This is a genomic window from Marinovum sp. J2-8 (assembly GCF_055808435.1).
In genome coordinates this window covers 1,131,479-1,151,967 of sequence record NZ_JBVVRZ010000001.1, presented here as the reverse complement: position 1 = coordinate 1,151,967, position 20,489 = coordinate 1,131,479, and the positions used below count along the sequence as shown (strand labels likewise).

The following is a 20,489-nucleotide window of genomic DNA, read 5'->3' as shown; positions in this document are numbered from 1 at the left end:
TCCCCATGAGCATCCTTAAATTCGACAATGTCTCCAAGAGCTTCGGCGAAGGCACGCACCGCGAAGATGTGTTGAAAAACATCAATCTCGAAGTGCAGGAAGGTGAATTCCTTGTTCTCCTCGGCTTCTCCGGCACTGGCAAGACGACGTTGATCAATCTGATGGCGGGCCTCGAAAACCCGACCAAGGGCAGCGTCACCTTCAAGGGCAAGCCGATCACCGGACCGGGGCCGGAACGCGGCGTGATCTTTCAGAACTATTCGCTGATGCCGTGGCTTACGGTGCAGGGCAATGTGATGCTGGCGATCGACACGATCTTTCCCGGCATGCCCAAGGCGGAAAAGGCCGAAAAAGCCGCGCATTACATCAATATGGTCGGCCTGCCCCATGCCACCCATCGCCGTCCGGCGGAGCTGTCCGGCGGCATGCGTCAACGGGTCAACGTGGCGCGTGCATTGGCGATGAACCCCGAGGTTCTTCTGCTGGATGAACCGCTGTCGGCGCTGGATGCGCTGACCCGCGCCAACCTGGCCGATAAGATCGAGGCGATTTGGGATGCCGACAAAAAGACCTGTGTACTGATCACCAATGACGTGGACGAAGCCATCATGCTGGCCGACCGGATCATTCCGCTGAACCCCGACGGGACGCTGGGTGACGCGGTTACGGTCGACATCCCCCGCCCACGTGAGCGCAGCGAAATGAACCACCACGAAGGGTTCAAAAAACTACGCGCCCAGGTCACCAATTACCTGATGGATGTGGGCATCGAGGCCAAGGTCGAAGGCAGCCGCATATTGCCCAATGTCACCCCGGTGCATGGTGTGCCCGCCGCCGTCAAAGAAGCGCAGGAAGGCATGATCGAGGAAAGGTTCCTTGATTTCAGCCAGTTGCACAAAATCTACCCCACCCCCAAGGGCCCGCTGACCGTGGTCGAGGATTTCGACCTCAAGGTGAACCGGGGCGAGTTCATTTCGCTGATCGGCCATTCGGGCTGTGGTAAATCCACGGTGCTGACCATGGCCGCTGGCCTTAACAGCATTTCCAAGGGCGCGATCCGGCTGGATGGCTATCATGTTCAAGGCGCCGATCCAGAACGCGCCGTTGTGTTTCAATCGCCCAACCTGTTCCCCTGGCTGACCGCACGGGAAAACTGTGCCATCGGCGTCGACAAGGTCTATCCCAAGGCAAGCCAGGCCGAGCGTCAGGATGTGGTGGAATACTACCTTGAGCGTGTGGGTCTGGCCGATGCGATGGACCGCTCTGCCAATGACATGTCCAACGGCATGAAGCAGCGGGTCGGTATTGCCCGCGCCTTTGCGCTCTCGCCGAAACTCCTGCTGCTGGATGAACCTTTCGGCATGCTCGACAGCCTGACGCGCTGGGAGCTGCAAGAGGTGCTGATGGAGGTCTGGAGCCGGACCAAGGTCACCGCGATCTGTGTCACCCATGACGTGGATGAGGCGATCCTGCTGGCCGACCGCGTGGTGATGATGACCAACGGGCCACAGGCCACAATCGGCCGCGTCGTCAACGTCGACCTGCCCCGCCCCCGCACCCGCAAGGCACTGCTGGAGCACCCGGATTACTACGCCTACCGCGATCAGGTTCTGAGCTTTCTTGAGGAATACGAACACGGTGCCAAAGGCAAGTCGGAGATGGCCGCTGAAGAAGAGGCCAAGACCCCCAAGGACGATGAGAAGGAAGCTGCATAATGGAAGCGTTGATTGAAACGGACGTCCGCACCTTTATCGAAGTCACCGAATATTGGGTGCCAGAGGGCGACACGCTGGTGCTGGCCGGTGGCAATTATGGCGACCTGAAAGCATTCGAAGAAGCCTCGCGCCAGACCAGTTTTGCCAAGGGCGAAGGCCTGCCTGGCAAAGCCTGGGCCGAGGCACGCCCGGTTGTGCTGAAAGGGTTTGACGGGTCGTATTTCAAACGGACCGAAGCGGCACATGAAGCGGGCCTGACCAGCGCCGTGGCAATCCCGGTGTTTGACGGTGAAACGCTCAAATCGGTTTTGGTGGTGCTGTGCGGCGACGACGACGTGCGCACCGGCGCCATCGAAGTCTGGAAAGCCGACGACACCCTTTTGAGGCTGGATGACGGCTATTACGGCGCGGCCAAACATTTCGAGTTCGTCTCGAAACATACCCAATTTCCGCGCGGCCAGGGTCTTCCCGGTGGTGTCTGGGCGGCAAAAACCCCGATCCTGATGCGCGATCTGGGCTCTGGCTATGCCTTTATCCGCTCTGAAAGCGCGGGCAAGGCCGGGCTGACCACGGGTCTTGGCCTGCCGATCCCGGTGCCGGGTGGTGACACCTTTGTTCTGACGCTGCTGTCGGCACGCGGCACGCCGATCGCGCGCCGGTTCGAAATCTGGGACGCACGCGCGGCCAAGGTCGGCAAAGCCAACGATGCGGTGCTGATCGACGGGATCTGCGCCCGCGAGGGGCGGCTTTGGGATGACGAAAGCCCGCGCAAGGTTTCGGCCTGGCAGGGGTTGATCGGCCGGGTTCTGGGCACGGGCCTGCCGGTGGTGGAACAAACCGAAGGTCTGGCGGCGGGATATGATTCCGTGGTGGCCCTGCCGATCCATTCCAACGGTGAACTGGCCCATATCGTCGCCTGGTACGCCTGAGCCCTGGCTCTTGAATTGTATTCCTAACTGGATTTCCCAAAAGGAAAGCACATGAAAAAACTTGTCGTTATTGGCGCGGGCATGGCCTCGGGGCGGGTGTTGGAACACCTGTTCGACGCTGACCCGGACGCCTATGAAGTTACTCTTTTCAACGCCGAACCGCGCGGCAACTATAACCGCATCATGCTGTCGCCGGTGCTGTCGGGCGAAAAGACATATCAGGAAATCGTCACCCATGACGATGATTGGTATCGCGAAAACAAGGTCACCTGCCGCTTTGGCGAGGCCGTGACCGGCATCGACCGCGACCGCAAGGTGGTGAAGGGTGCCAATGGCGAAGTGGCTTATGACAAGCTGGTGATTGCCACCGGCTCTGCCCCGTTCATCATTCCGGTGCCGGGCAAGGATCTGCCGGGTGTGATCAGCTATCGTGATCTCGACGACACCAACGCAATGATCGAAGCCTGCGGCAAGCGCGGTAATGCGGTTGTCATCGGTGGTGGTCTGCTTGGGCTGGAGGCGGCTGCGGGTCTTGCATTGCGCGGCATGAATGTGACCGTGCTGCACCTGATGGGCCATCTGATGGACCGCCAGCTTGACCCAGCGGCGGGCTATCTTCTGCGCAAGGATCTGGAACGGCGCGGCATCACGGTGAAGACCCAGGCCTCGACCAAGGCGATCCTTGGCGAAGAGGCCGTCGAAGGTGTGTTGCTGGATGATGGCGAGGTGCTGCCAGCCGATCTGGTGGTGATGGCAGTTGGCATTCGCCCCGAAACCCGGCTGGCCAATGACGCCCATATCGAGGTCAATCGCGGCATTGACGTCAATGCGCAGATGGTCACCTCGGACCCGGATATTTTTGCCGTCGGCGAATGTCTGGAATTCAACGGCATGTTGTTTGGCCTTGTGGCCCCGCTTTATGATCAGGCCAAGGTCGTGGCCGCCGGTCTGTTGGATCAACCGGGCGAATTTGTACCGAAGGAGCTTTCGACCAAGCTGAAAGTGACAGGGTGCGATCTGTTTTCGGCCGGTGACTTCGCCGACGGCGAAAACCGCGAAGACATCGTGTTTCGCGATCCGGCGCGCGGCGTCTATAAACGGCTGGTGATCGAAGACAACAAACTGGTCGGCGCGGTGATGTATGGCGATACCGCTGACGGCAATTGGTTCTTTGGCCTGATCAAGGACGGCACCGACATCGACGAGATGCGCGAAACGCTGATCTTTGGACCGTCCATGCAGGGGGGTGCCTCTGTGGACCCTCTGTCAGCCGTTGCAGCATTGCCGCCTGAGGCAGAAATATGCGGCTGTAACGGCGTATGCAAATCCACCATCGTTTCGGCCATTCAGGGCGGCGCAACCGACCTGGGGGCGATCAAGGCGACCACCAAGGCCAGCGCATCCTGTGGCACCTGTACCGGCTTGGTCGAGCAGTTGATGGAAGTCACGCTTGGCGATTCCTATGCGGCGCCAGAGGCGACGTCCATCTGTGGCTGTACCGATCTCAGCCACGAAGACGTGCGTCTTCTGATCAAGTCCAAGGAACTGAAATCGCAAGCGGCGGTTTGGCAGGAATTGGGTTGGAAAACACCCAACGGCTGTCACGTCTGCCGCCCGGCGGTGAACTATTATCTGTTGGCCGATTGGCCGGTAGAATATCAGGATGATCCGCAAAGCCGTTTCATCAACGAACGCAAACACGCCAACATTCAAAAGGACGGCACGTTCAGCGTTGTGCCCCGGATGTTTGGCGGCATGACCACCCCGGACGAATTGCGCGCGATTGCCGATGCGGCGGACAAGTACAAGGTTCCAACGGTGCATGTCACCGGCGGCCAGCGCATCGACCTTCTGGGCGTCAAGGGCGAGGATCTGCCCGCGATCTGGGCCGATCTCAATGCCGCTGGCATGGTCTCGGGCCATGCCTATGCCAAGGGGCTGCGGACCGTCAAAACCTGTGTCGGCAAGGATCATTGCCGCTTTGGCACACAGGACAGCACCGGTCTTGGCATCAAGCTTGAGAAGAAGCTCTGGGGCTCCTGGTCGCCGCATAAGGTCAAGCTGGCGGTGTCGGGCTGTCCGCGCAATTGTGCCGAGGCGACCTGCAAGGATATCGGCGTTGTCTGTGTCGACAGCGGCTATCAGATCGGCGTGGCCGGTGCGGCGGGCATGGACGTGAAGGAAACCGAACGTCTGGCCGATGTCACCACCGAACAGGATGCCATCGACCTGGCGACGGCCTTCATGCAGCTCTATCGCGAAAACGCCAAATACCTCGATCGGCCTTACAAATGGGTCGCCAAGGTTGGCCTCGACTGGGTCAAGGAACGCATCGTTGACGATCTTGATGAACGCGCGGCGCTGATCGAACGTTTCGAACTTTCGCAGAGCATCTATCGCAAGGACCCCTGGGCGGAAGAGGCCAAATCCAAGGCTGATCAATACGCCCCCCTCGCCGATCTTACCCTGGAGGCCGCAGAATGAGCTGGATCGACATCGGACATATCGACGACATCCCCCTGCGCGGTGCGCGGGTCATCAAGACACCGGTCGGCTGTGTGGCCTTGTTCCGCACCAGCGAGACCGAGGTTTTTGCCGCATCCGACCGCTGCCCACACAAGGGCGGGCCGCTGAGCCATGGCATCGTGCATGGCCAATCGGTCACCTGCCCGCTGCACAACTGGGTGTTCGATCTGAACACCGGCGCGGCACAGGGGGCGGACGAGGGCCAGATCGAAACCTTCCCGCTGCGGCTGGAAGAGGGGCGCATCCATATTGATGGCACCTCGCTTGGCAACAGGAGCGCCGCGTGATGGATGGGGCGGGCATGACAGAAAAACGGTCGACCTGCCCCTATTGTGGCGTGGGATGTGGGGTCATTCTGCGCCCGGATGGCGCGGGTGGGCTGGACGTGCGCGGCGACCCGGATCACCCGGCCAATTTCGGGCGGCTCTGTTCCAAGGGGTCGGCGCTGGCCGAAACCATCGGGCAGGAAAGCCGTCTTTTGGCCCCGCGGATCAGCGGGCAGGACGCCGATTGGGACAGCGCATTGGATCTGGTTGCGCATAAATTCCGCAACACAATTGCCCGTCACGGGCCGGATTCAGTGGCCTTCTATGTCTCGGGGCAATTGCTGACCGAGGATTACTATGTCGCCAACAAGCTGATGAAAGGTTTCATTGGCTCGGCGAATATCGACACCAATTCACGGCTTTGCATGGCCTCGACCGTGGCGGGCCACAAACGCGCCTTTGGCAGTGACACCGTGCCCGGCACGTACGAGGATATCGACGAGGCCGATCTGGTGGTTCTGGTCGGCTCCAACCTCGCCTGGTGTCACCCGGTGCTTTATCAACGGCTGCTGGCCGCAAGGGCGGCACGCGGCACCCGGATCATCGTGATCGACCCGCGCCGTACCGCCAGCTGTGATGGCGCCGACATGCATCTGGCGCTGAAATCCGGCAGCGATGTCGCGTTGTTCAACCGCCTGTTGGTCGAGATCTACGAAGGCGGCGCGTTTGACAAAGACTATCTTGCCAAGGTGGACGGTTTTGATGCCGCGTTGCAATCTGCCTATGCGGATGATCCGGCGGTCACCGGCCTCAGCGAGGCAGAGATCCGTGCTTTCTGTCAGATGTGGATGCGCACCGAAAAGGTGGTGACGGTCTTCAGCCAGGGGGTCAATCAATCGACCTCGGGCGCGGACAAGGTCAACGCGATCCTGAACTGTCATCTCGCCACCGGGCGCATTGGCAAACCCGGTTCTGGCCCGCTGTCCGTCACCGGCCAGCCCAACGCCATGGGCGGGCGCGAGGTTGGCGGACTGGCCAATATGCTGGCCTGTCACCTCGACATCGAAAACCCCAGCCACCGCAGCGCGGTGCGCGATTTCTGGCAGGCCCCCGCCATGCCAGAGGCCGCAGGGCTGAAGGCCGTCGACATGTTCAAGGCCGTCGGCGATGGCCGGATCAAGGCGCTGTGGATCATCCACACCAACCCGGCGGTGTCGATGCCCGATGCCGATGCGGTTGCGGCCGCGATCAAGGGCTGCGAATTCACCGTGGTGTCCGACATCACCGCCGCGACCGATACCGCGCGGCTGGCCGATGTGCTGCTGCCCGCCGCCGCATGGGCGGAAAAGGACGGCACCGTCACCAATTCCGACCGGATCATCAGCCGCCAGCGCAGCGTTCTGACCGCGCCGGGCATGGCGCGCCCGGATTGGGAAATCCTCGCTGATGTGGGCCGCCGCATGGGATGGACCGCCGCTTTTGACTACCAGTCCCCGGCGGAAATCTTCCGCGAATATGCCGCGCTGTCACGGATCGCCGGGCACTTCGGACGGGATTTCGATATCTCCGGTCTGCGCGAGATCAATGACCGCGATTATGAAATCTTCGAACCCACCCGCTGGCCGATGTCCGACAGCAAACAGGGGGGCCGGTTCTTTGCCGATGGCACCTTCTTTCACGAGGATGCCCGTGGCAAGATGCTGCCGCTGCGCCACCGTGAGCCCGCCTCGCGCACCGCACCGCGCTATCCTTTCCGGCTCAACACCGGGCGCATTCGCGACCAATGGCACACGATGACCCGCACCGCGCTGTCACCGCGTCTGTCGGCCCATCTGGCCGAGCCGTTTCTGGACATTCACCCCGCCGATGCCGCCGAAAAGGGGCTGAAGCCCGCAGATCTGGTGCGCCTGACCAGCCCGCATGGCAGCGCGATCCTGCGCGCCCGGATCACCACCGACGTGCACCCCGGCGATGTCTTTGCCCCAATGCATTGGACCGGCGAAACCGCGCCATCGGCCCGGATCGACACGCTTGTCGCGCCAGAGGTCGACCCGGTGTCCGGCCAGCCGGAAAGCAAGGCCAGCGTTACAGCGGTCGCCAAATTTGACGCCGCCTGGTACGGCTTTGCCATTTCTGCCGATGCGATCAACCCGACCTGTGATTACTGGGCGCGGGCGCGCACCAACGCCGGTTTCCGCGCGGAACTGGCGGGACTTGATCCCGTCACCGATTGGGAGGCCGAGGCGCGCAAGTTGTTTGATCTTGGCACGGCAGAGGTCCAGTCGGTGATCGACCAGAAACGCGGTATTGCCCGTTTGGCATTTTATGCCGAAGATCGGCTTTTGGCGGCGCTGTTCATCTCGCCCCGACCGGTGGCGGTGATGCGCGATTATCTTGCCACCCTGCCCGGCTCCGAGGCGCTTGATGCGCTAAGCGGCATGACCCCGGCGGATCGCCCCGACCCCGGCCCGATCCTGTGTTCCTGTTTCTCGGTCGGGGTGAACACGATCCTGTCCGCCATTGAAACCGAGGGCCTGATGACCGTCGAGGCGATCGGCGCGGCATTGAGTGCCGGCACCAATTGCGGCTCCTGCCGCCCGGAGCTGGCGGAATTGCTGGCCCGCGTCGAAACCCGCGAGGCGGCGGAATGACACTTGCCCCTTATGTTCGCATTCTGGGGCGCGGTCCGGGGCGGTCCCGGTCGCTGACACAGGAAGAAGCGCAGGCGGCAATGACGCTGATGCTGTCAGGCGAGGCCGCACCAGAGGCGATTGGCGCGCTGCTGATGCTGTTGCGGATGAAGGGCGAAGTCCCGGCAGAGATCGCGGGGCTTGCGCTTGGCGCGACCCGCACCTTGCCCGCCCTGCCCCGCCCGGATCTCGACTGGCCATCCTATGCGGCGGGGCGCACGCGTGGTCTGCCATGGTTTTTGTTGTCGGCGCGGTTGGTGGCCGAGGCCGGGCATGATGTTTTGCTGCACGGGTTCAACGGCGCGGACAGGAAAGTGCGCGCGGGGCTGGCCCCGGCTGGCATCCCCGTTGCCGCCACGTCCGCCGACCTTCAGGGGCTGATGGACCGGGGGCGGATCGCCTATCTGCCGCTTGAGGTTCTGTCACCTGACCTCTTTTCCCTTCTCACCTTGCGCGATGTTCTGGGCCTGCGGTCCTGCATCAACACCGTCTGTCGGATGCTTAATCCCGCGGGCGCAACCGCCAGTGTACAGGGCGTTTTCCACCCGTCTTATCGCGGGCTTCAGACCGAGGCGGCGGTGCTTATGGGATTGCGCCAGCAAACCCTCATCAAGGGTGGCGGCGGCGAGTTTGAATGTCATGCGGCCAAGGACACCGCCTGTTTCGGTCTGCGCGATGGCCAGATCTGGAACGAGACGCTGCCGGCACGCATTGACGACACCCGTCGGCTGGACGACGGATCCGAAGACACCGCGCGGCTGGCCGCGCTCTGGCAGGGCAAGATCACCGATCCCTTTGCCGAGGCAGTTGTGATCGCCACCGCCGCGCTGGCGCTGGACACTCTTGGCCATGCCCATGCGACCGACATGGCACAGTCCCTCTGGTCGAACCGCCACACCCTCAAAGCCGCCTGATCCCAGCAAAGGAGACCGACATGAAAAGCTTTCCCATGTTCATCCGCACGACCAACCGCCGGGTGGTGATTGCCGGGGGTGGCGAACAGGCGGCGCAAAAGACCCGGCTGATCCTGAAAACCGATGCAAAAATCGTGCTGGCCGCGCCGGAGCTGGATGATGAATTGCAATCCATCGTCGACGCCGGGCGGGCCACACATCACGCCGGGGCCATTGGGGCCGATCTGTTCCGGGGCGCCGCGATGGGGTTCATTGCCACCGGTTGTCCGGGGGTGGACACAGCGGTGCATGCCATTGCCAAAGCGGCGGGATGTCCGGTCAATGTGGTCGACCGGCCCGACCTCTGCGACCTTACAACGCCGTCGCTGGTGGACCGCGATCCGGTGGTGGTCGCCATCGGCACCGAGGGCACGGCCCCGGTTCTGGGCCGTCAGATCAAGACCGAAGTTGAGCAAATGCTTACACCCAATCTTGGCGGGTTTGCCGCGCTGGCGGGGCGGATGCGCGGCGCGGTGGCGCGACGGGTGGCGCCAGAGCAACGGCGTGCCTTCTGGCGCTGGGCCTTTGCCGAAACACCGCGCCGGGCCTGGACCCGTGGGGCGGAACGTGAGGCTGCCGAAGCATTGAAAACCGCGATTGCCGCGGGCGCGGCCCCGGATGCCGAAACCGCAGGCAGCATTGCCCTGATCGGTGCCCGGCCCCGGCGCACGCGATCTGTTGACCCTGCGCGCGGTGCAACGGCTGCAAGAGGCTGATGTGATTTTCTATGACCGGCTGGTGGACACAGAGGTGCTGGAACTGGCGCGTCGCGATGCCGAGCGGGTCTATGTCGGCAAGGTCGTGGGCGCCCACGCCTGGCCACAGGAACGGATCAATGCGCTGATCGTGGCCGAAGCGCAAAAGGGCCGCCGGGTGGCGCGTTTGAAATCCGGCGATCCCGGTGTCTTTGGCCGCGCAACAGAGGAGCTGGAGGCCGCCCGCGCCGCCGGAATCGCCACCGAGATCGTGCCGGGTGTGACCGCCGCCTGTGCCGCCGCCGCACATGCCGGACAATCCCTGACCGAGCGCGGCGTATCGGACACGCTTGTTTTGACCACCGGCACCTGTCGCGACGGCGATCCCCTGCCCGATTGCGCCCGCCATGCCCAGCCCGGCAGCACGCTGGCGCTCTATATGTCGGTTCGACAATCGGCGCGGATTGTGGCGGCGCTGCTGGCACAGGGGATGCCGGGGGCTGCCGATGTGACCATCGCGGTCGAGGTGACAAAACCCGGAGAACGTTTTTTGCATTGTCGTCTGGAAGATCTGAGCACGACCTTGCAGACCGAGGGGATCAACGGTGTTGCCACGCTTTTGATTACCTGGCCCAAATCCATGGCCCAATATCCGACCAGAACTTTGGCCCCTTCCAAGGCCCCATCCCAGGCACCAGAGATTGTGACCCTGTCAGCCTGAGGACTATCCGGCCAGCCTCAACTGGCCTGCCTCCATTCGCCTGTCTCGGTTGACCTGGGCCACCAGATCCAAGGCCGGGCATGGGGGGCGACCACCCCGGAAAGGGCAAGAGTTTTCGGAAAACCCTTGCCCCCCCATGAACAGCTTTGCAGCCGTTCTAGTCCGGCATCGTATCTGCCAGCCGCTGCAACAGCGTGTCGCGGGTGACGACGCCAAGTGTCTTGCCATTTTCCGCAACGCGAATTGTGTCCACATCGTCCGAAAACATCGCCACCAAATCATTGATTGGCGTGTCCGGTTCCACATCCGGCCCATCGGATTCACCCGGCTCCATCATGTCGCAGGCGCAAAGCACCCCCAGCGGGTTCATATGGGCCACGAAATCCGCGACATATTCCGTTGCCGGGTTCGAGAAGATTTCCCGTGGCGTGCCGCATTGCACAATGCGCCCACCTTCCATGATTGCGATCCGGTCACCGATCTTGAATGCCTCGTCAAGATCGTGACTGACAAAGATGATCGTGCGTCCCAACCGCCCCTGAAGATCCAGCAATTCGTCCTGCAACCGGGTACGGATCAGCGGATCCAGCGCGCTGAACGGCTCGTCCATCAACAGCACCGGGGCCTTGGTCACAAAGGCACGGGCCAGACCAACCCGTTGCTGCATGCCGCCCGAAAGATCGCCGACCTTGTGGTCGGCCCAATCGGCCAGCCCCACAAGCGCCAATTCTTCTTCTGCGAGGGCCTGACGTTCCTTGCGTTCCATCCCGCCCAGTTCCAGCCCCAACACCACATTGTCGCGCACGCTGCGCCAGGGCAGCAGACCAAATTGCTGAAACACCATGGCGACATGGCTTAGCCGCACATTGCGCAGGGTTTTGGCATCGGCATTGGTCACATCAACCAGATCGTCATCACAGCGCACCCGCACCGCGCCACGCGCCACCGGGTTCAACCCGTTCACCGCCCGCAACAGGGTTGATTTGCCCGACCCGGACAGCCCCATCAGCACAAGGATTTCGCCTTCGCGCACCTCGATATTGCAATTGTGAACGCCCAGCACCTGTCCGGTTTCAGACTGAATTTCGGCCCGGTCCTGGCCATCGTCCATCAGCGGCAGCGCCTCTTGCGGCGCATCGCCAAACACAATGGACACATTGTCGAATTCTACAGCATTCATTTGCGATCCACCCGCAGCATTCGGTCCAACATGATCGCCACCACGACAATCACAAAACCACTTTCAAAGCCAAGTGATGTGTTCACCTGATTAAGGGCCCGCACCACCGGCACGCCAAGCCCATCCGCCCCCACCAGCGCCGCGATCACCACCATCGACAGCGACAACATGATCGTCTGGTTCAATCCTGCCATGATCTGAGGAAAGGCATAAGGCAATTCAACCTTCAGAAGCTTCTGCCGGGGCGTCGCGCCAAAGGCATCTGCGGCCTCCAACAAGGCCCCGGGGGTCGAGGTCACCCCAAGATGGGTCAACCGGATGGGCGCCGGCACTACAAAGATCACCGTCGCGATCAGGCCCGGCACCATGCCGATGCCAAAAAACACAATCGCCGGGATCAAATAGACAAAGGTCGGCAGCGTCTGCATCAGGTCAAGCACCGGCCGCATCCAGGCATAAAGCCGGGGCCGGTGCGCCACGGCAATGCCGATCGGAACGCCAAGCCCCATGCAGACCACACAGGCCGACAACACCAATGTCAGGCTCTCGGTTGTTTCCTCCCAGTAGCCCTGATTGAGGATGAACAGAAAGCCCAGAACGATAAAGGTCGTCACCTTCCAATTGCGCTGCAAAAGCCAGGTCAAACCGGCAAAAAACGCAATGATCACAATCGGATGCGGAGATTGCAGCAACCACAGGATCGCGTCGATCATTGTCTCTAGCGTATCCGACAAACCGTCGAAAAACCATGCGCCGTAGGTTTGCAGTTTGTCGAAAACCCAGGCGGCGGATTCGCCCACCGGGATCTTGTGATCGGTCAACCAGTTCATGCCTGCTCCGTCAAATATTTCTGATCACCCTTGGCCCATGCCAGCCGCAGTGGCATGCCGTCGGGCAAACGGGTTTCAATGCCTGCTTCAAACCTCTCGGCGGCAGAAAACATGTCGCAAAATGCCACAAAATCATTGTGCCACGTCGCCTTTGGGGAAAAACTCTGGACCACCATGGCCGCCACGGGACGGCGAAATCGACGGGCTTCGGCAATTGCCGCCGCAGTGCGGTGCAGCAATTGATAGCGCAGATCGCCAACATCCTCGGGGGTCAGCCCCAGCCAATCGCAAATACCGGCCAACCGCAGTGCCTTGCCCGCTGTTGGTTTGGCGTGCCAGTCCGATACGGTCTGGCCAAAGGGTTCTTCGACCTTGGCCTCAACCGCGACGGCCATGTCGCGGCCATCGGCATGTACCAATGCAAAGACATCACATTGCGACGGGAACCCGCCACCGGGCAAGGGCACCTTGTGTTCCACAATCGCCAACTGCAGCTCCGCATCAGCGCCCAGCGCCGCCGCAACTTCGGGCGGGAACCCCGCCTCCCAGCTTTGTGCGGTCGCCATCGCAGAATATCCTGCGCGCCACTGCCGGTCCGGGTCTGCCAAAAGGGCCCGCCAATCGGCGAGCCCCTGAGTTGTGCGCAGAGGTGTCACTCCAGCGCCGATTTCACAGCCATCATTGCGTCGCCGCCGTCCTTGGCGGTCACACCGTCCAACCAGCCGTCGAGCACGCCCATATTGGCCGCCAACCAGGTCTTGGCCGCATCCGCCGGATCATTGCCTTCGTCGAGGATCGAGGCCATGATCTCGTTTTCCATCGCGAGGGTAAATTCCAGGTTGGTCAGAAGCTTACCCACATTCGGGCAGGCATCGACATAGCCGGCCGAAGTGTTGGTATATACGGTCGCGCCGCCGAGGTTGGGACCAAAGTAATCATCGCCCCCCGTCAGATAGGACATTTCGAAATTGGCATTCATCGGGTGCGGTTCCCAGCCAAGGAACACAACCGGCTCTTCGCGGCGATCGGCGCGCGCGACCTGGGCCAACATGCCCTGCTCAGAGCTTTCGACCACTTCGAAATCTTTCAGACCAAAGGCGTTTTCCTCGATCATCGACAGGATCAGACGGTTGCCGTCGTTGCCCGCTTCGATGCCGTAAATCTTGCCTTCCAGCGCGTCCATCTGGCCCGCAATATCAGCAAAGCTGGCGATGCCCAGATCGGCGGCGACCTTGTTCACGGCCAGGGTGTATTTCGCCCCTTCCAGATTGGCGCGCACGGTATCGACCGTTCCGGCCTCGCGGTAGGATGCGATATCGCCTTCCATGGTCGGCATCCAGTTGCCGAGGAAGACATCAATGTCGCCTTTTGCCATCGACGTATAGGTCACGGGGACCGACAGCACCTTGATGTCGGTGTCATATCCCAGTGCCTGCAACACCGTTGTGGTGGCCGCCGTGGTGGCTGTGATGTCGGTCCAGCCCACATCAGAGAAATTGATCGTATCGCAATCGGCCAGAACCGGCCCAGCAATCCCAAGCGCCAGAACGGACGCCGTCAGTTTCAGTTTCATTGGTTAAGTTCTCCCTGATTTTTTATTGACTGACCCGTCAATCAATAACATATACTGCCAAGTCCGCAATGCTGCAAACGCCAACCCAAAAGAGACCGCCATGCCCAAGGTCGGAATGCAACCCATCCGAAGACAAGCTCTGATCGAGGCCACCATCGCCGAAGTCGGTGCGAAAGGCACGCTTGATATCACTGTCTCGGCGATTGCCAAACGTGCAGGCGTGTCGTCGGCGCTGGCGCACCATTATTTTGGTGGCAAGGACCAGATCTTCCTGGCGACAATGGTTCATATTCTTTCCGCCTATGGCCGCGATGTGCGCGATGCTCTGCGTCAGGCCGACACCCCGCGGCGCCGGCTTGCGGCCATCGTAGAGGCAGGATTTTCAGGTGGCAACTTCGACTATGCGGTGGTTGTGTCCTGGATGAACTTCTATGCGCTGGCGCTTTCGTCGCCCGAAGCCGCGCGTTTGCTTGCCATTTACCAGATCCGCCTTAGGTCGAACCTAAGACACGCTTTGCGCCCCATGATTGAATCTCCCGGCCCGGTCGCAGAAAGAATAGCTGCAATGATCGACGGTCTCTACCTGCGCGAAGCACAAAGCAAGGCGCCGGACGGCAAACACGCCATCGCAATCGTGATGCAACAAATTGACATGGAACTTAAAGGAACGGCGCAATGACCCGGCCCCTGCACCTCCCGGACCCTCAGCCCAAAGCCAGCCATTTTGTTGGCGGCGATTATGTCGAAGATGCCTCTGGGCCGGAAATTGCAGTGATCTATCCCTATAGCGGAGACCAGATTGCCCAGGTCCATGGCGCGACCGACGCGGTGCTGGATCAGGCGATTGCCGCGGCGGTTGTTGCGCAAAAGGAATGGGCGGCACGCAGTGGCACCGAACGTGGCCGGGTGCTGCGCCGGGCCGCCGACATCCTGCGCGCCCGCAATCACGAGCTTAGCCAACTCGAAACCTATGACACCGGCAAACCTTATCAGGAAACCTCGGTCGCGGATGCCACATCGGCGGCGGATGCATTGGAATATTTCGGCGGTCTGGCGGCATCGTTGACCGGTGAACATATCCCGCTGGGGGGCGATTGGGCCTATACAATCCGCGAGCCCTTGGGGGTCTGCGCCGGGATCGGCGCCTGGAATTACCCGACCCAAATCGCCTGTTGGAAGGCCGCCCCGGCGCTGGCCTGTGGCAATGCCATGGTGTTCAAACCGTCGGAAACCACACCGCTGTGCGCCTTGAAGGTGGCGGAAATCCTGGTCGAGGCCGCGCGCCTCCGGGGGTGTTCAACGTGGTGCAGGGGCTGGGGGATGTCGGAGCAAAGCTGATCGCGGACCCGCGTATCGCCAAGGTGTCTCTGACCGGATCGGTGCCCACCGGCCGCCGGGTCTATGCCGCCGCCGCAGAGGGCATCAAGAATGTGACCATGGAGCTGGGCGGAAAGTCCCCCCTGCTGATTTTTGATGACGCCGTGCTGGACGATGCGGTGTCCGGGGCCATTCTGGGCAATTTCTATTCCTCGGGCCAGGTCTGTTCCAATGGCACACGGGTGTTTGTCCAAGCCGGAATTTATGATGCTTTTGTCGCGCGTCTGGCCGAACGTCTGGCGGGTGTGAAACACGGCGACCCACAGAACCCCGAGGTGAATTTCGGACCGTTGGTCAGTGCCGCACAACGTGACAAGGTATTGGGATACATCGAAAAAGGTCGCGCAGAAGGCGCGCGGCTGGTGGCCGGCGGAACCGAAATGTCGGGCCCCGGTTTCTGGGTCGCGCCCACGGTTTTTGCCGATGTGACCGACGACATGACAATCGCAAAAGAAGAGATCTTTGGCCCGGTCCTGTCGGTGCTGAAGTTCGAGGACGAGGACGAGGCCGTGACCCGCGCCAATGCCAGCGAATTTGGCCTGTCCGCCGGGGTCTTTACCCGCGACATCACCCGCGCCCACCGTGTGATCGGGGCGCTGGATGCCGGTTCCTGTTTCATCAATTCCTACAACGACGCCCCTGTCGAAGTGCCGTTTGGCGGGTCGAAAATGTCCGGTGTCGGGCGTGAAAACGCCAAGGCCGCGATCGAGCATTATTCGCAATTGAAATCGGTCTTTGTGCGCATGACCCCAATCGAAGCCCCGTTTTAAGATGGAGGCCGATTATGTCATCGTTGGCGCCGGTTCAGCGGGATGTGCGCTGGCCTATCGGCTGACCGAGGCCGGGCATTCCGTGATCGTGATCGAATACGGCGGCAGCGATGCCGGGCCGTTCATCCAGATGCCCGGCGCGCTGTCCTTTCCGATGAACATGCGGCGTTATAACTGGGGATTTGAAAGCGCGCCGGAACCGGCCCTTGGCGGCCGCAGGCTGGCCTGTCCACGCGGCAAGGTGATTGGCGGGTCGTCGTCGATCAACGGCATGGTCTATGTGCGCGGTCATGCCAGCGATTACGACTATTGGCACAGCAGCGGCGCGCGCGGCTGGGCCTATGCCGATGTCGCCCCCTATTTCAATCGTATGGAAACATGGGATCCGGCCGGCCAGGGCGGAGAGCCGCATTTGCGCGGCGACAAGGGGCCGCTGCATGTCACCCGTGGCGGGCGGAAAAACCCATTGGTGCGCGCCTTTGTCGAGGCGGGCAAACAGGCGGGTTACGAAACAACCGAGGATTACAACGGCCAGAAACAAGAAGGTTTCGGCCCGATGGATTCGACCATCCACAAAGGCGAACGCTGGTCCGCCGCCCGGGCCTATCTGCGCCCGGCACAGGCAACGGGGCGTTGCACATTGCTGCGCGGGTTGGCCTGCAAGGTCGTGATCAAGGACAAGCGCGCCACCGGTGTCGAAGTCCTGCGCCGTGGCACGCGTGAGGTCATCCATGCCCGCAACGAAGTGATCCTTGCCGCCTCTGCAATCAATTCCCCCAAGCTGTTGATGTTGTCGGGCATTGGTCTTGGCGCGCATCTGTCGGCGCATGGCATTGATGTGGTGGCCAATCGTGTCGGCGTTGGCATGAACCTGCAGGATCATCTGGAACTCTACATCCAGATGGCCGCCACCCAACCCGTGTCCTTGTTCAAATACTGGAACCTTTTTGGCAAGGCCTGGGTCGGGTTGCAGTGGTTGTTGACGCGCAAGGGACCGGGGGCCTCCAACCAATTTGAAAGCGCGGCTTTCATTCGGTCCCGCGCCGGGGTGCCCTACCCCGATATTCAATATCACTTCCTGCCGATTGCCGTGCGGTATGACGGGCGCGCCGCCGCAGAAGGCCATGGTTTTCAGGCCCATGTCGGGCCCATGCGCTCGCCCTCACGCGGGTCGGTCATGTTGAATTCCGCCGATCCCGCCGACGATCCGCGCATTCTGTTCAACTATATGTCCCACGCCAAGGATTGGGAGGATTTCCGCACCTGTATCCGCCTCACGCGTGAGATCTTTGCCCAGAAGGCGTTTGCGCCTTATGCCGGGCATGAAATCCAGCCGGGCGCGGATGTTCAAAGCGATGCAGAGCTTGATGCCTTCATTCGCGAACATGTGGAAAGCGCCTATCATCCCTGTGGCACCTGCCGCATGGGATCGCTGGATGACCCGCAATCGGTGGTCGACCCGGAATGCCGGGTCATCGGGGTAGAGCGGCTTCGGGTGGCGGACAGTTCGATTTTCCCAAGAATTACCAACGGCAATCTGAATGCGCCGTCAATCATGGTCGGGGAAAAGGCGGCGGATCATATCCTGGGCCGCGCGCCGCTGCCGCGTGACACGACCCCGCCGTGGCAACATCCGCATTGGGACAGCCAACAACGCTAGGGCGCGCTTGGACCGCCCCCCCCCGTTTGCGCACACGGTGCGCCCTGCTCACGCTGATTTGCCCCGCTCACTCGGGCGCGGCAAGCCACCCCGGCAAGGCGCCAATATCGTCCAGCACCACATCCGCATAAGGCAAAAGCTCGGCCCGTTTGGCCGGGCCGGTCAACACCCCGACACAGACCATGCCGCGCGGCGCCCGGACAGAAGATCATGGGTGCTGTCGCCGACCATCACGACCCTGTCGGGCGGGACATCCACCGCAGTGGCAAAGGCCAAAAGCGGCTCTGGCTCCGGCTTGGCGCCATGGCCGCTGTCAAATCCGGCGATGAAGTCAAACCGCCCGGTGACGCCCACTGCGCCAAGATGCGCCAACGCCCCGGCCTTGGTGTCATTGGTCACGACACCAAGCCGAAATCCCTGCTCTCTCAGCCCCGCCAGATAGGGGTCCAACGGCACCGCCTCCTGCACCGGCGCATCAAGCGCGCTTTGCATCAAATAGAACTCGATATCATCGACATCCCGCTCCGGCAGGACGGCGGCAATGCATTCCGCTGCTTGCCGGTTGGTGCCTGCGATAATCGGGCTGTCGGGCAAAAAGGTCCGCCCCGCCAGATCATACCGCGCCGCTGCGGCCAGTGCGTCGCGACGCCCTTCGTCACGACGGCCCGAAGCATCGGTCGCCAGCGCATCAATCACCCCGCCAGCCCAATGATCCCAGGTGGCCGAGAAGTGGAACAGGGTGCCATCCTTGTCAAAACATATGGCGGCGATATTGCGTCTGCGCGTCACGTCCAATGTATCTGTTCCCCACCCGGAAGCGCGGCACGCGCCAGTCGCACGTGATCATAAGGCAGGTTTTGACCATCACAAAACCGAATGATCCAAGCATCATCCATCAAGATAAAGTCCAAAACTGATCCTAAAAACTCTGGATCGCCGGCGCTTTCGCGCAAATCTTTTTCGTCCATGCCGCTGGATCCCAGGAAGACGCCGACCAAATCGTCCTCTGTGACCAGCCAGGACAACGCCCGTAGCGCCAGTGTTTCGGCGGTTTCCCGCGAAAAAGCCATGTTAAGACTCCATTTATGAATTGCGGAAAGGATTTGTTAACACTTCCAAACAAAAAGATAAGGAAAGTTTTGTTCAAAGGTGAGGTTACACAATGGCGCGTGAAATTCTCATTGTCGATTTCGGTTGCGACCAACCGTATCGTGCTGAAGGTAAAACTTGCAGCCGCCTTTTACCAAGTATCTCAGGCCGTCACCGGAGCAGAGGCGCTGGAGCGGGTGCGCCGCAGCCCGCCGTCCTTGATTATCCTTGGCGGGTCAAACGATATGCCGGCCGCGCAGTTGTGTCGCGAATTCCGCAAATTGTCGGCCACCGAAAATTGCCCGATCATCGTTCAGACAATCGAGACCGGGGCCGAATTCCGGCTTGAGATTCTGGCAGCAGGGGCCAGCGCTATTCTGGAACAACCCTGTTGTGATGCGCTTTTGCTGGCGCGGTTGCGGTCGTTGTCACGTGCACAGGAAACCGCCACGGAACTGCGGATGCGCGAAAGCACCCATCGCGCCCTGGGGCTGGCGGAAATACAGTCCTCGTTTGATGCACCCGCCAAGATTGGTGTGATGGCCGTCAATCGCCGTGGCGTGGCCTGGCCGCATGGCAGCCCTGCGGGCGATCGTGCCGCATCGGGTGGATCTGTTGTCGCCGCGCGACGTCTTTCACAATGGACCGGACACAAACGGGCATAATATCGTCGCGCCAGATGCCTTGGTGGTGTCGCTTGGCGATGACGATCCCGAGGCCGATCTTCAGATCCTGCCCAATTTGCGCGCCCGCGCCAGCACCAGGTATTCCGGCATTCTTGTCCTGACCTCTGATCCCCATGGCCAGGTTGCGGCCGCCGCATTGGATCTGGGGGCGGATGATGTCGCGCCACAGCAAATTTCGGTCGATGAAATTGCCCTGCGCACGGATCGTTTGGTGGCACGCAAACGCATGTCGGACCGGTTGCGCAGCACCGTGCGCGAGGGACTGCGGGCGGCGGTCACAGACCCGCTGACAGGGCTGTACAACCGCCGGTATGCATTGCCGCATGTGGCCCGTATTGCCGAACGTGCCAAACGGCTGGGGCGGCCCTTTGCGCTTATGGTGGCGGATCTCGACCATTTCAAACAGGTCAACGATCAATTTGGCCACGCCGCCGGCGATGCGGTGCTGGCCGAAGTGGCGAACCGATTTCGCGCCCAACTGCGGGCCGTGGATCTGGTGGCACGGATCGGCGGTGAGGAATTCCTGATCGCCATGCCCGACACCTCCGGGACCACGGCGCAATCCGCCGCGCATCGGCTCCGCTCGGCAGTGGCGGACAAGCCTTTTTATCTGCCCAAACACGATCTGCCGATCCCGATTACGGTGTCCATCGGGGTGACCATGGCCATTCCCGACACCAGCCCGTTTGCCGACGGCGATGCATGCCACATGACTTCGGACATGCGGGCGGAAACCTTGCTGCACCGCGCGGATGGCGCCCTGTACGAGGCCAAGGCCCATGGCCGCAATCAGGTAGAATTGAGCCGCCCTGCGGCCTGAATTCATGGC

18 protein-coding genes and 1 pseudogene are annotated in these 20,489 nt (G+C 61.4%); 13 read left to right on the top strand and 6 right to left on the bottom strand.

What is annotated here, in order from left to right:
- Positions 1-5 precede the first annotated feature (5 nt).
- The 8 genes from AC0L4F_RS05810 to cobA are packed head-to-tail and all read left to right on the top strand — an operon-like array spanning position 6 to position 10,495.
- Complete coding sequence (locus AC0L4F_RS05810) at positions 6-1,715, top strand: ABC transporter ATP-binding protein (RefSeq protein ID WP_244686258.1); 1,710 nt, start codon at positions 6-8, stop codon at positions 1,713-1,715.
- Positions 1,715-2,644 carry a GAF domain-containing protein gene (locus AC0L4F_RS05805; protein ID WP_244686256.1) on the top strand — a complete coding sequence of 310 codons (930 nt, stop codon included), beginning with the start codon at positions 1,715-1,717 and terminating at the stop codon, positions 2,642-2,644. Before AC0L4F_RS05810 ends, AC0L4F_RS05805 begins: the two co-directional genes overlap by 1 nt.
- Positions 2,645-2,695: 51 nt before the next feature.
- On the top strand, positions 2,696-5,128 hold the full coding sequence (gene nirB / locus AC0L4F_RS05800; RefSeq protein ID WP_244686254.1) for a nitrite reductase large subunit NirB: 2,433 nt from the start codon (positions 2,696-2,698) through the stop codon (positions 5,126-5,128).
- On the top strand, positions 5,125-5,457 hold the full coding sequence (nirD, locus tag AC0L4F_RS05795) for a nitrite reductase small subunit NirD (RefSeq protein ID WP_244686251.1): 333 nt from the start codon (positions 5,125-5,127) through the stop codon (positions 5,455-5,457). The genes nirB and nirD overlap by 4 nt, the downstream gene beginning before the upstream one ends.
- Positions 5,457-8,087, top strand: coding sequence for a nitrate reductase (locus tag AC0L4F_RS05790; protein WP_244686371.1), 2,631 nt, complete (start codon positions 5,457-5,459; stop codon positions 8,085-8,087). Before nirD ends, AC0L4F_RS05790 begins: the two co-directional genes overlap by 1 nt.
- Positions 8,084-9,040, top strand: a complete 957-nt coding sequence (locus tag AC0L4F_RS05785; RefSeq protein WP_244686249.1) for a glycosyl transferase family protein — start codon at positions 8,084-8,086, stop codon at positions 9,038-9,040. Before AC0L4F_RS05790 ends, AC0L4F_RS05785 begins: the two co-directional genes overlap by 4 nt.
- A 20-nt stretch (positions 9,041-9,060) precedes the next feature.
- On the top strand, positions 9,061-9,795 hold the full coding sequence (locus AC0L4F_RS05780; RefSeq protein WP_244686247.1) for a precorrin-2 dehydrogenase/sirohydrochlorin ferrochelatase family protein: 735 nt from the start codon (positions 9,061-9,063) through the stop codon (positions 9,793-9,795).
- On the top strand, positions 9,758-10,495 hold the full coding sequence (cobA, locus tag AC0L4F_RS05775; RefSeq protein ID WP_244686245.1) for a uroporphyrinogen-III C-methyltransferase: 738 nt from the start codon (positions 9,758-9,760) through the stop codon (positions 10,493-10,495). Before AC0L4F_RS05780 ends, cobA begins: the two co-directional genes overlap by 38 nt.
- Before the next feature lie 157 nt (positions 10,496-10,652).
- Here cobA and choV read toward each other — a convergent pair whose 3' ends face one another.
- The 4 genes from choV to choX are packed head-to-tail and all read right to left on the bottom strand — an operon-like array spanning position 10,653 to position 14,078.
- Entirely contained in the window at positions 10,653-11,675 is a 1,023-nt protein-coding gene (choV, locus tag AC0L4F_RS05770; RefSeq protein ID WP_244686243.1) for a choline ABC transporter ATP-binding protein, read from the bottom strand.
- Positions 11,672-12,505, bottom strand: a complete 834-nt coding sequence (gene choW, locus AC0L4F_RS05765) for a choline ABC transporter permease subunit (protein WP_244686241.1) — start codon at positions 12,503-12,505, stop codon at positions 11,672-11,674. Before choW ends, choV begins: the two co-directional genes overlap by 4 nt.
- A complete protein-coding gene (locus tag AC0L4F_RS05760) occupies positions 12,502-13,161 on the bottom strand; it encodes a DUF6946 family protein (protein WP_442920374.1) in 660 nt (219 codons plus the stop codon). The genes choW and AC0L4F_RS05760 overlap by 4 nt, the downstream gene beginning before the upstream one ends.
- The gene (gene choX / locus AC0L4F_RS05755) at positions 13,158-14,078 is read right to left on the bottom strand and encodes a choline ABC transporter substrate-binding protein (RefSeq protein ID WP_244686236.1); all 921 of its coding nucleotides are present in this window, start codon (positions 14,076-14,078) and stop codon (positions 13,158-13,160) included. Before choX ends, AC0L4F_RS05760 begins: the two co-directional genes overlap by 4 nt.
- A gap of 100 nt (positions 14,079-14,178) precedes the next feature.
- Here choX and betI point away from each other — a divergent pair, with 100 nt between their 5' ends.
- From betI to betA, 3 genes and pseudogenes are all read left to right on the top strand, one after another.
- Positions 14,179-14,757 (top strand): choline-binding transcriptional repressor BetI, encoded by a 579-nt coding sequence (gene betI, locus AC0L4F_RS05750; protein WP_244686234.1) that lies wholly within the window; start codon positions 14,179-14,181, stop codon positions 14,755-14,757.
- A pseudogene (gene betB, locus AC0L4F_RS05745) lies at positions 14,754-16,225 on the top strand (betaine-aldehyde dehydrogenase). Before betI ends, betB begins: the two are co-directional and overlap by 4 nt.
- 1 nt (position 16,226) lies before the next feature.
- Positions 16,227-17,885 (top strand): choline dehydrogenase, encoded by a 1,659-nt coding sequence (gene betA, locus AC0L4F_RS05740; RefSeq protein WP_244686232.1) that lies wholly within the window; start codon positions 16,227-16,229, stop codon positions 17,883-17,885.
- 162 nt (positions 17,886-18,047) lie between these two features.
- Here the strand turns inward: betA and AC0L4F_RS05735 are convergent, their stop codons facing one another.
- Together AC0L4F_RS05735 and AC0L4F_RS05730 are read right to left on the bottom strand one after the other, a co-directional pair.
- On the bottom strand, positions 18,048-18,674 hold the full coding sequence (locus tag AC0L4F_RS05735) for an HAD family hydrolase (protein WP_348524061.1): 627 nt from the start codon (positions 18,672-18,674) through the stop codon (positions 18,048-18,050).
- Complete coding sequence (locus tag AC0L4F_RS05730) at positions 18,671-18,955, bottom strand: DUF3572 domain-containing protein (protein WP_244686229.1); 285 nt, start codon at positions 18,953-18,955, stop codon at positions 18,671-18,673. Before AC0L4F_RS05730 ends, AC0L4F_RS05735 begins: the two co-directional genes overlap by 4 nt.
- 99 nt (positions 18,956-19,054) lie before the next feature.
- On the opposite strand from AC0L4F_RS05730, the gene AC0L4F_RS05725 reads away from it, so the two are divergent.
- Both AC0L4F_RS05725 and AC0L4F_RS05720 read left to right on the top strand, forming a co-directional pair.
- Positions 19,055-19,639: a response regulator gene (locus AC0L4F_RS05725; RefSeq protein ID WP_244686227.1), complete on the top strand. Its 585-nt coding sequence runs from the start codon at positions 19,055-19,057 to the stop codon at positions 19,637-19,639.
- The gene (locus AC0L4F_RS05720) at positions 19,548-20,480 is read left to right on the top strand and encodes a diguanylate cyclase (protein WP_244686225.1); all 933 of its coding nucleotides are present in this window, start codon (positions 19,548-19,550) and stop codon (positions 20,478-20,480) included. Before AC0L4F_RS05725 ends, AC0L4F_RS05720 begins: the two co-directional genes overlap by 92 nt.
- The last annotated feature ends 9 nt before the right edge of the window (positions 20,481-20,489 follow it).

What these genes read in the sequence shown, in the direction of transcription:
- choW (WP_244686241.1), bottom strand. Translation starts at nt 12,505, where the DNA reads ATGAACTGGTTGACCGATCACAAGATCCCGGTGGGCGAATCCGCCGCC.
- nirB (WP_244686254.1), top strand. Translation starts at nt 2,696, where the DNA reads ATGAAAAAACTTGTCGTTATTGGCGCGGGCATGGCCTCGGGGCGGGTG.
- AC0L4F_RS05785 (WP_244686249.1), top strand. Translation starts at nt 8,084, where the DNA reads ATGACACTTGCCCCTTATGTTCGCATTCTGGGGCGCGGTCCGGGGCGG.
- nirD (WP_244686251.1), top strand. Translation starts at nt 5,125, where the DNA reads ATGAGCTGGATCGACATCGGACATATCGACGACATCCCCCTGCGCGGT.
- betA (WP_244686232.1), top strand. Translation starts at nt 16,227, where the DNA reads ATGGAGGCCGATTATGTCATCGTTGGCGCCGGTTCAGCGGGATGTGCG.
- AC0L4F_RS05790 (WP_244686371.1), top strand. Translation starts at nt 5,457, where the DNA reads ATGGATGGGGCGGGCATGACAGAAAAACGGTCGACCTGCCCCTATTGT.
- AC0L4F_RS05730 (WP_244686229.1), bottom strand. Translation starts at nt 18,955, where the DNA reads ATGGCTTTTTCGCGGGAAACCGCCGAAACACTGGCGCTACGGGCGTTG.
- AC0L4F_RS05720 (WP_244686225.1), top strand. Translation starts at nt 19,548, where the DNA reads ATGGCAGCCCTGCGGGCGATCGTGCCGCATCGGGTGGATCTGTTGTCG.
- AC0L4F_RS05805 (WP_244686256.1), top strand. Translation starts at nt 1,715, where the DNA reads ATGGAAGCGTTGATTGAAACGGACGTCCGCACCTTTATCGAAGTCACC.
- betI (WP_244686234.1), top strand. Translation starts at nt 14,179, where the DNA reads ATGCCCAAGGTCGGAATGCAACCCATCCGAAGACAAGCTCTGATCGAG.
- AC0L4F_RS05780 (WP_244686247.1), top strand. Translation starts at nt 9,061, where the DNA reads ATGAAAAGCTTTCCCATGTTCATCCGCACGACCAACCGCCGGGTGGTG.
- AC0L4F_RS05810 (WP_244686258.1), top strand. Translation starts at nt 6, where the DNA reads ATGAGCATCCTTAAATTCGACAATGTCTCCAAGAGCTTCGGCGAAGGC.
- choX (WP_244686236.1), bottom strand. Translation starts at nt 14,078, where the DNA reads ATGAAACTGAAACTGACGGCGTCCGTTCTGGCGCTTGGGATTGCTGGG.
- choV (WP_244686243.1), bottom strand. Translation starts at nt 11,675, where the DNA reads ATGAATGCTGTAGAATTCGACAATGTGTCCATTGTGTTTGGCGATGCG.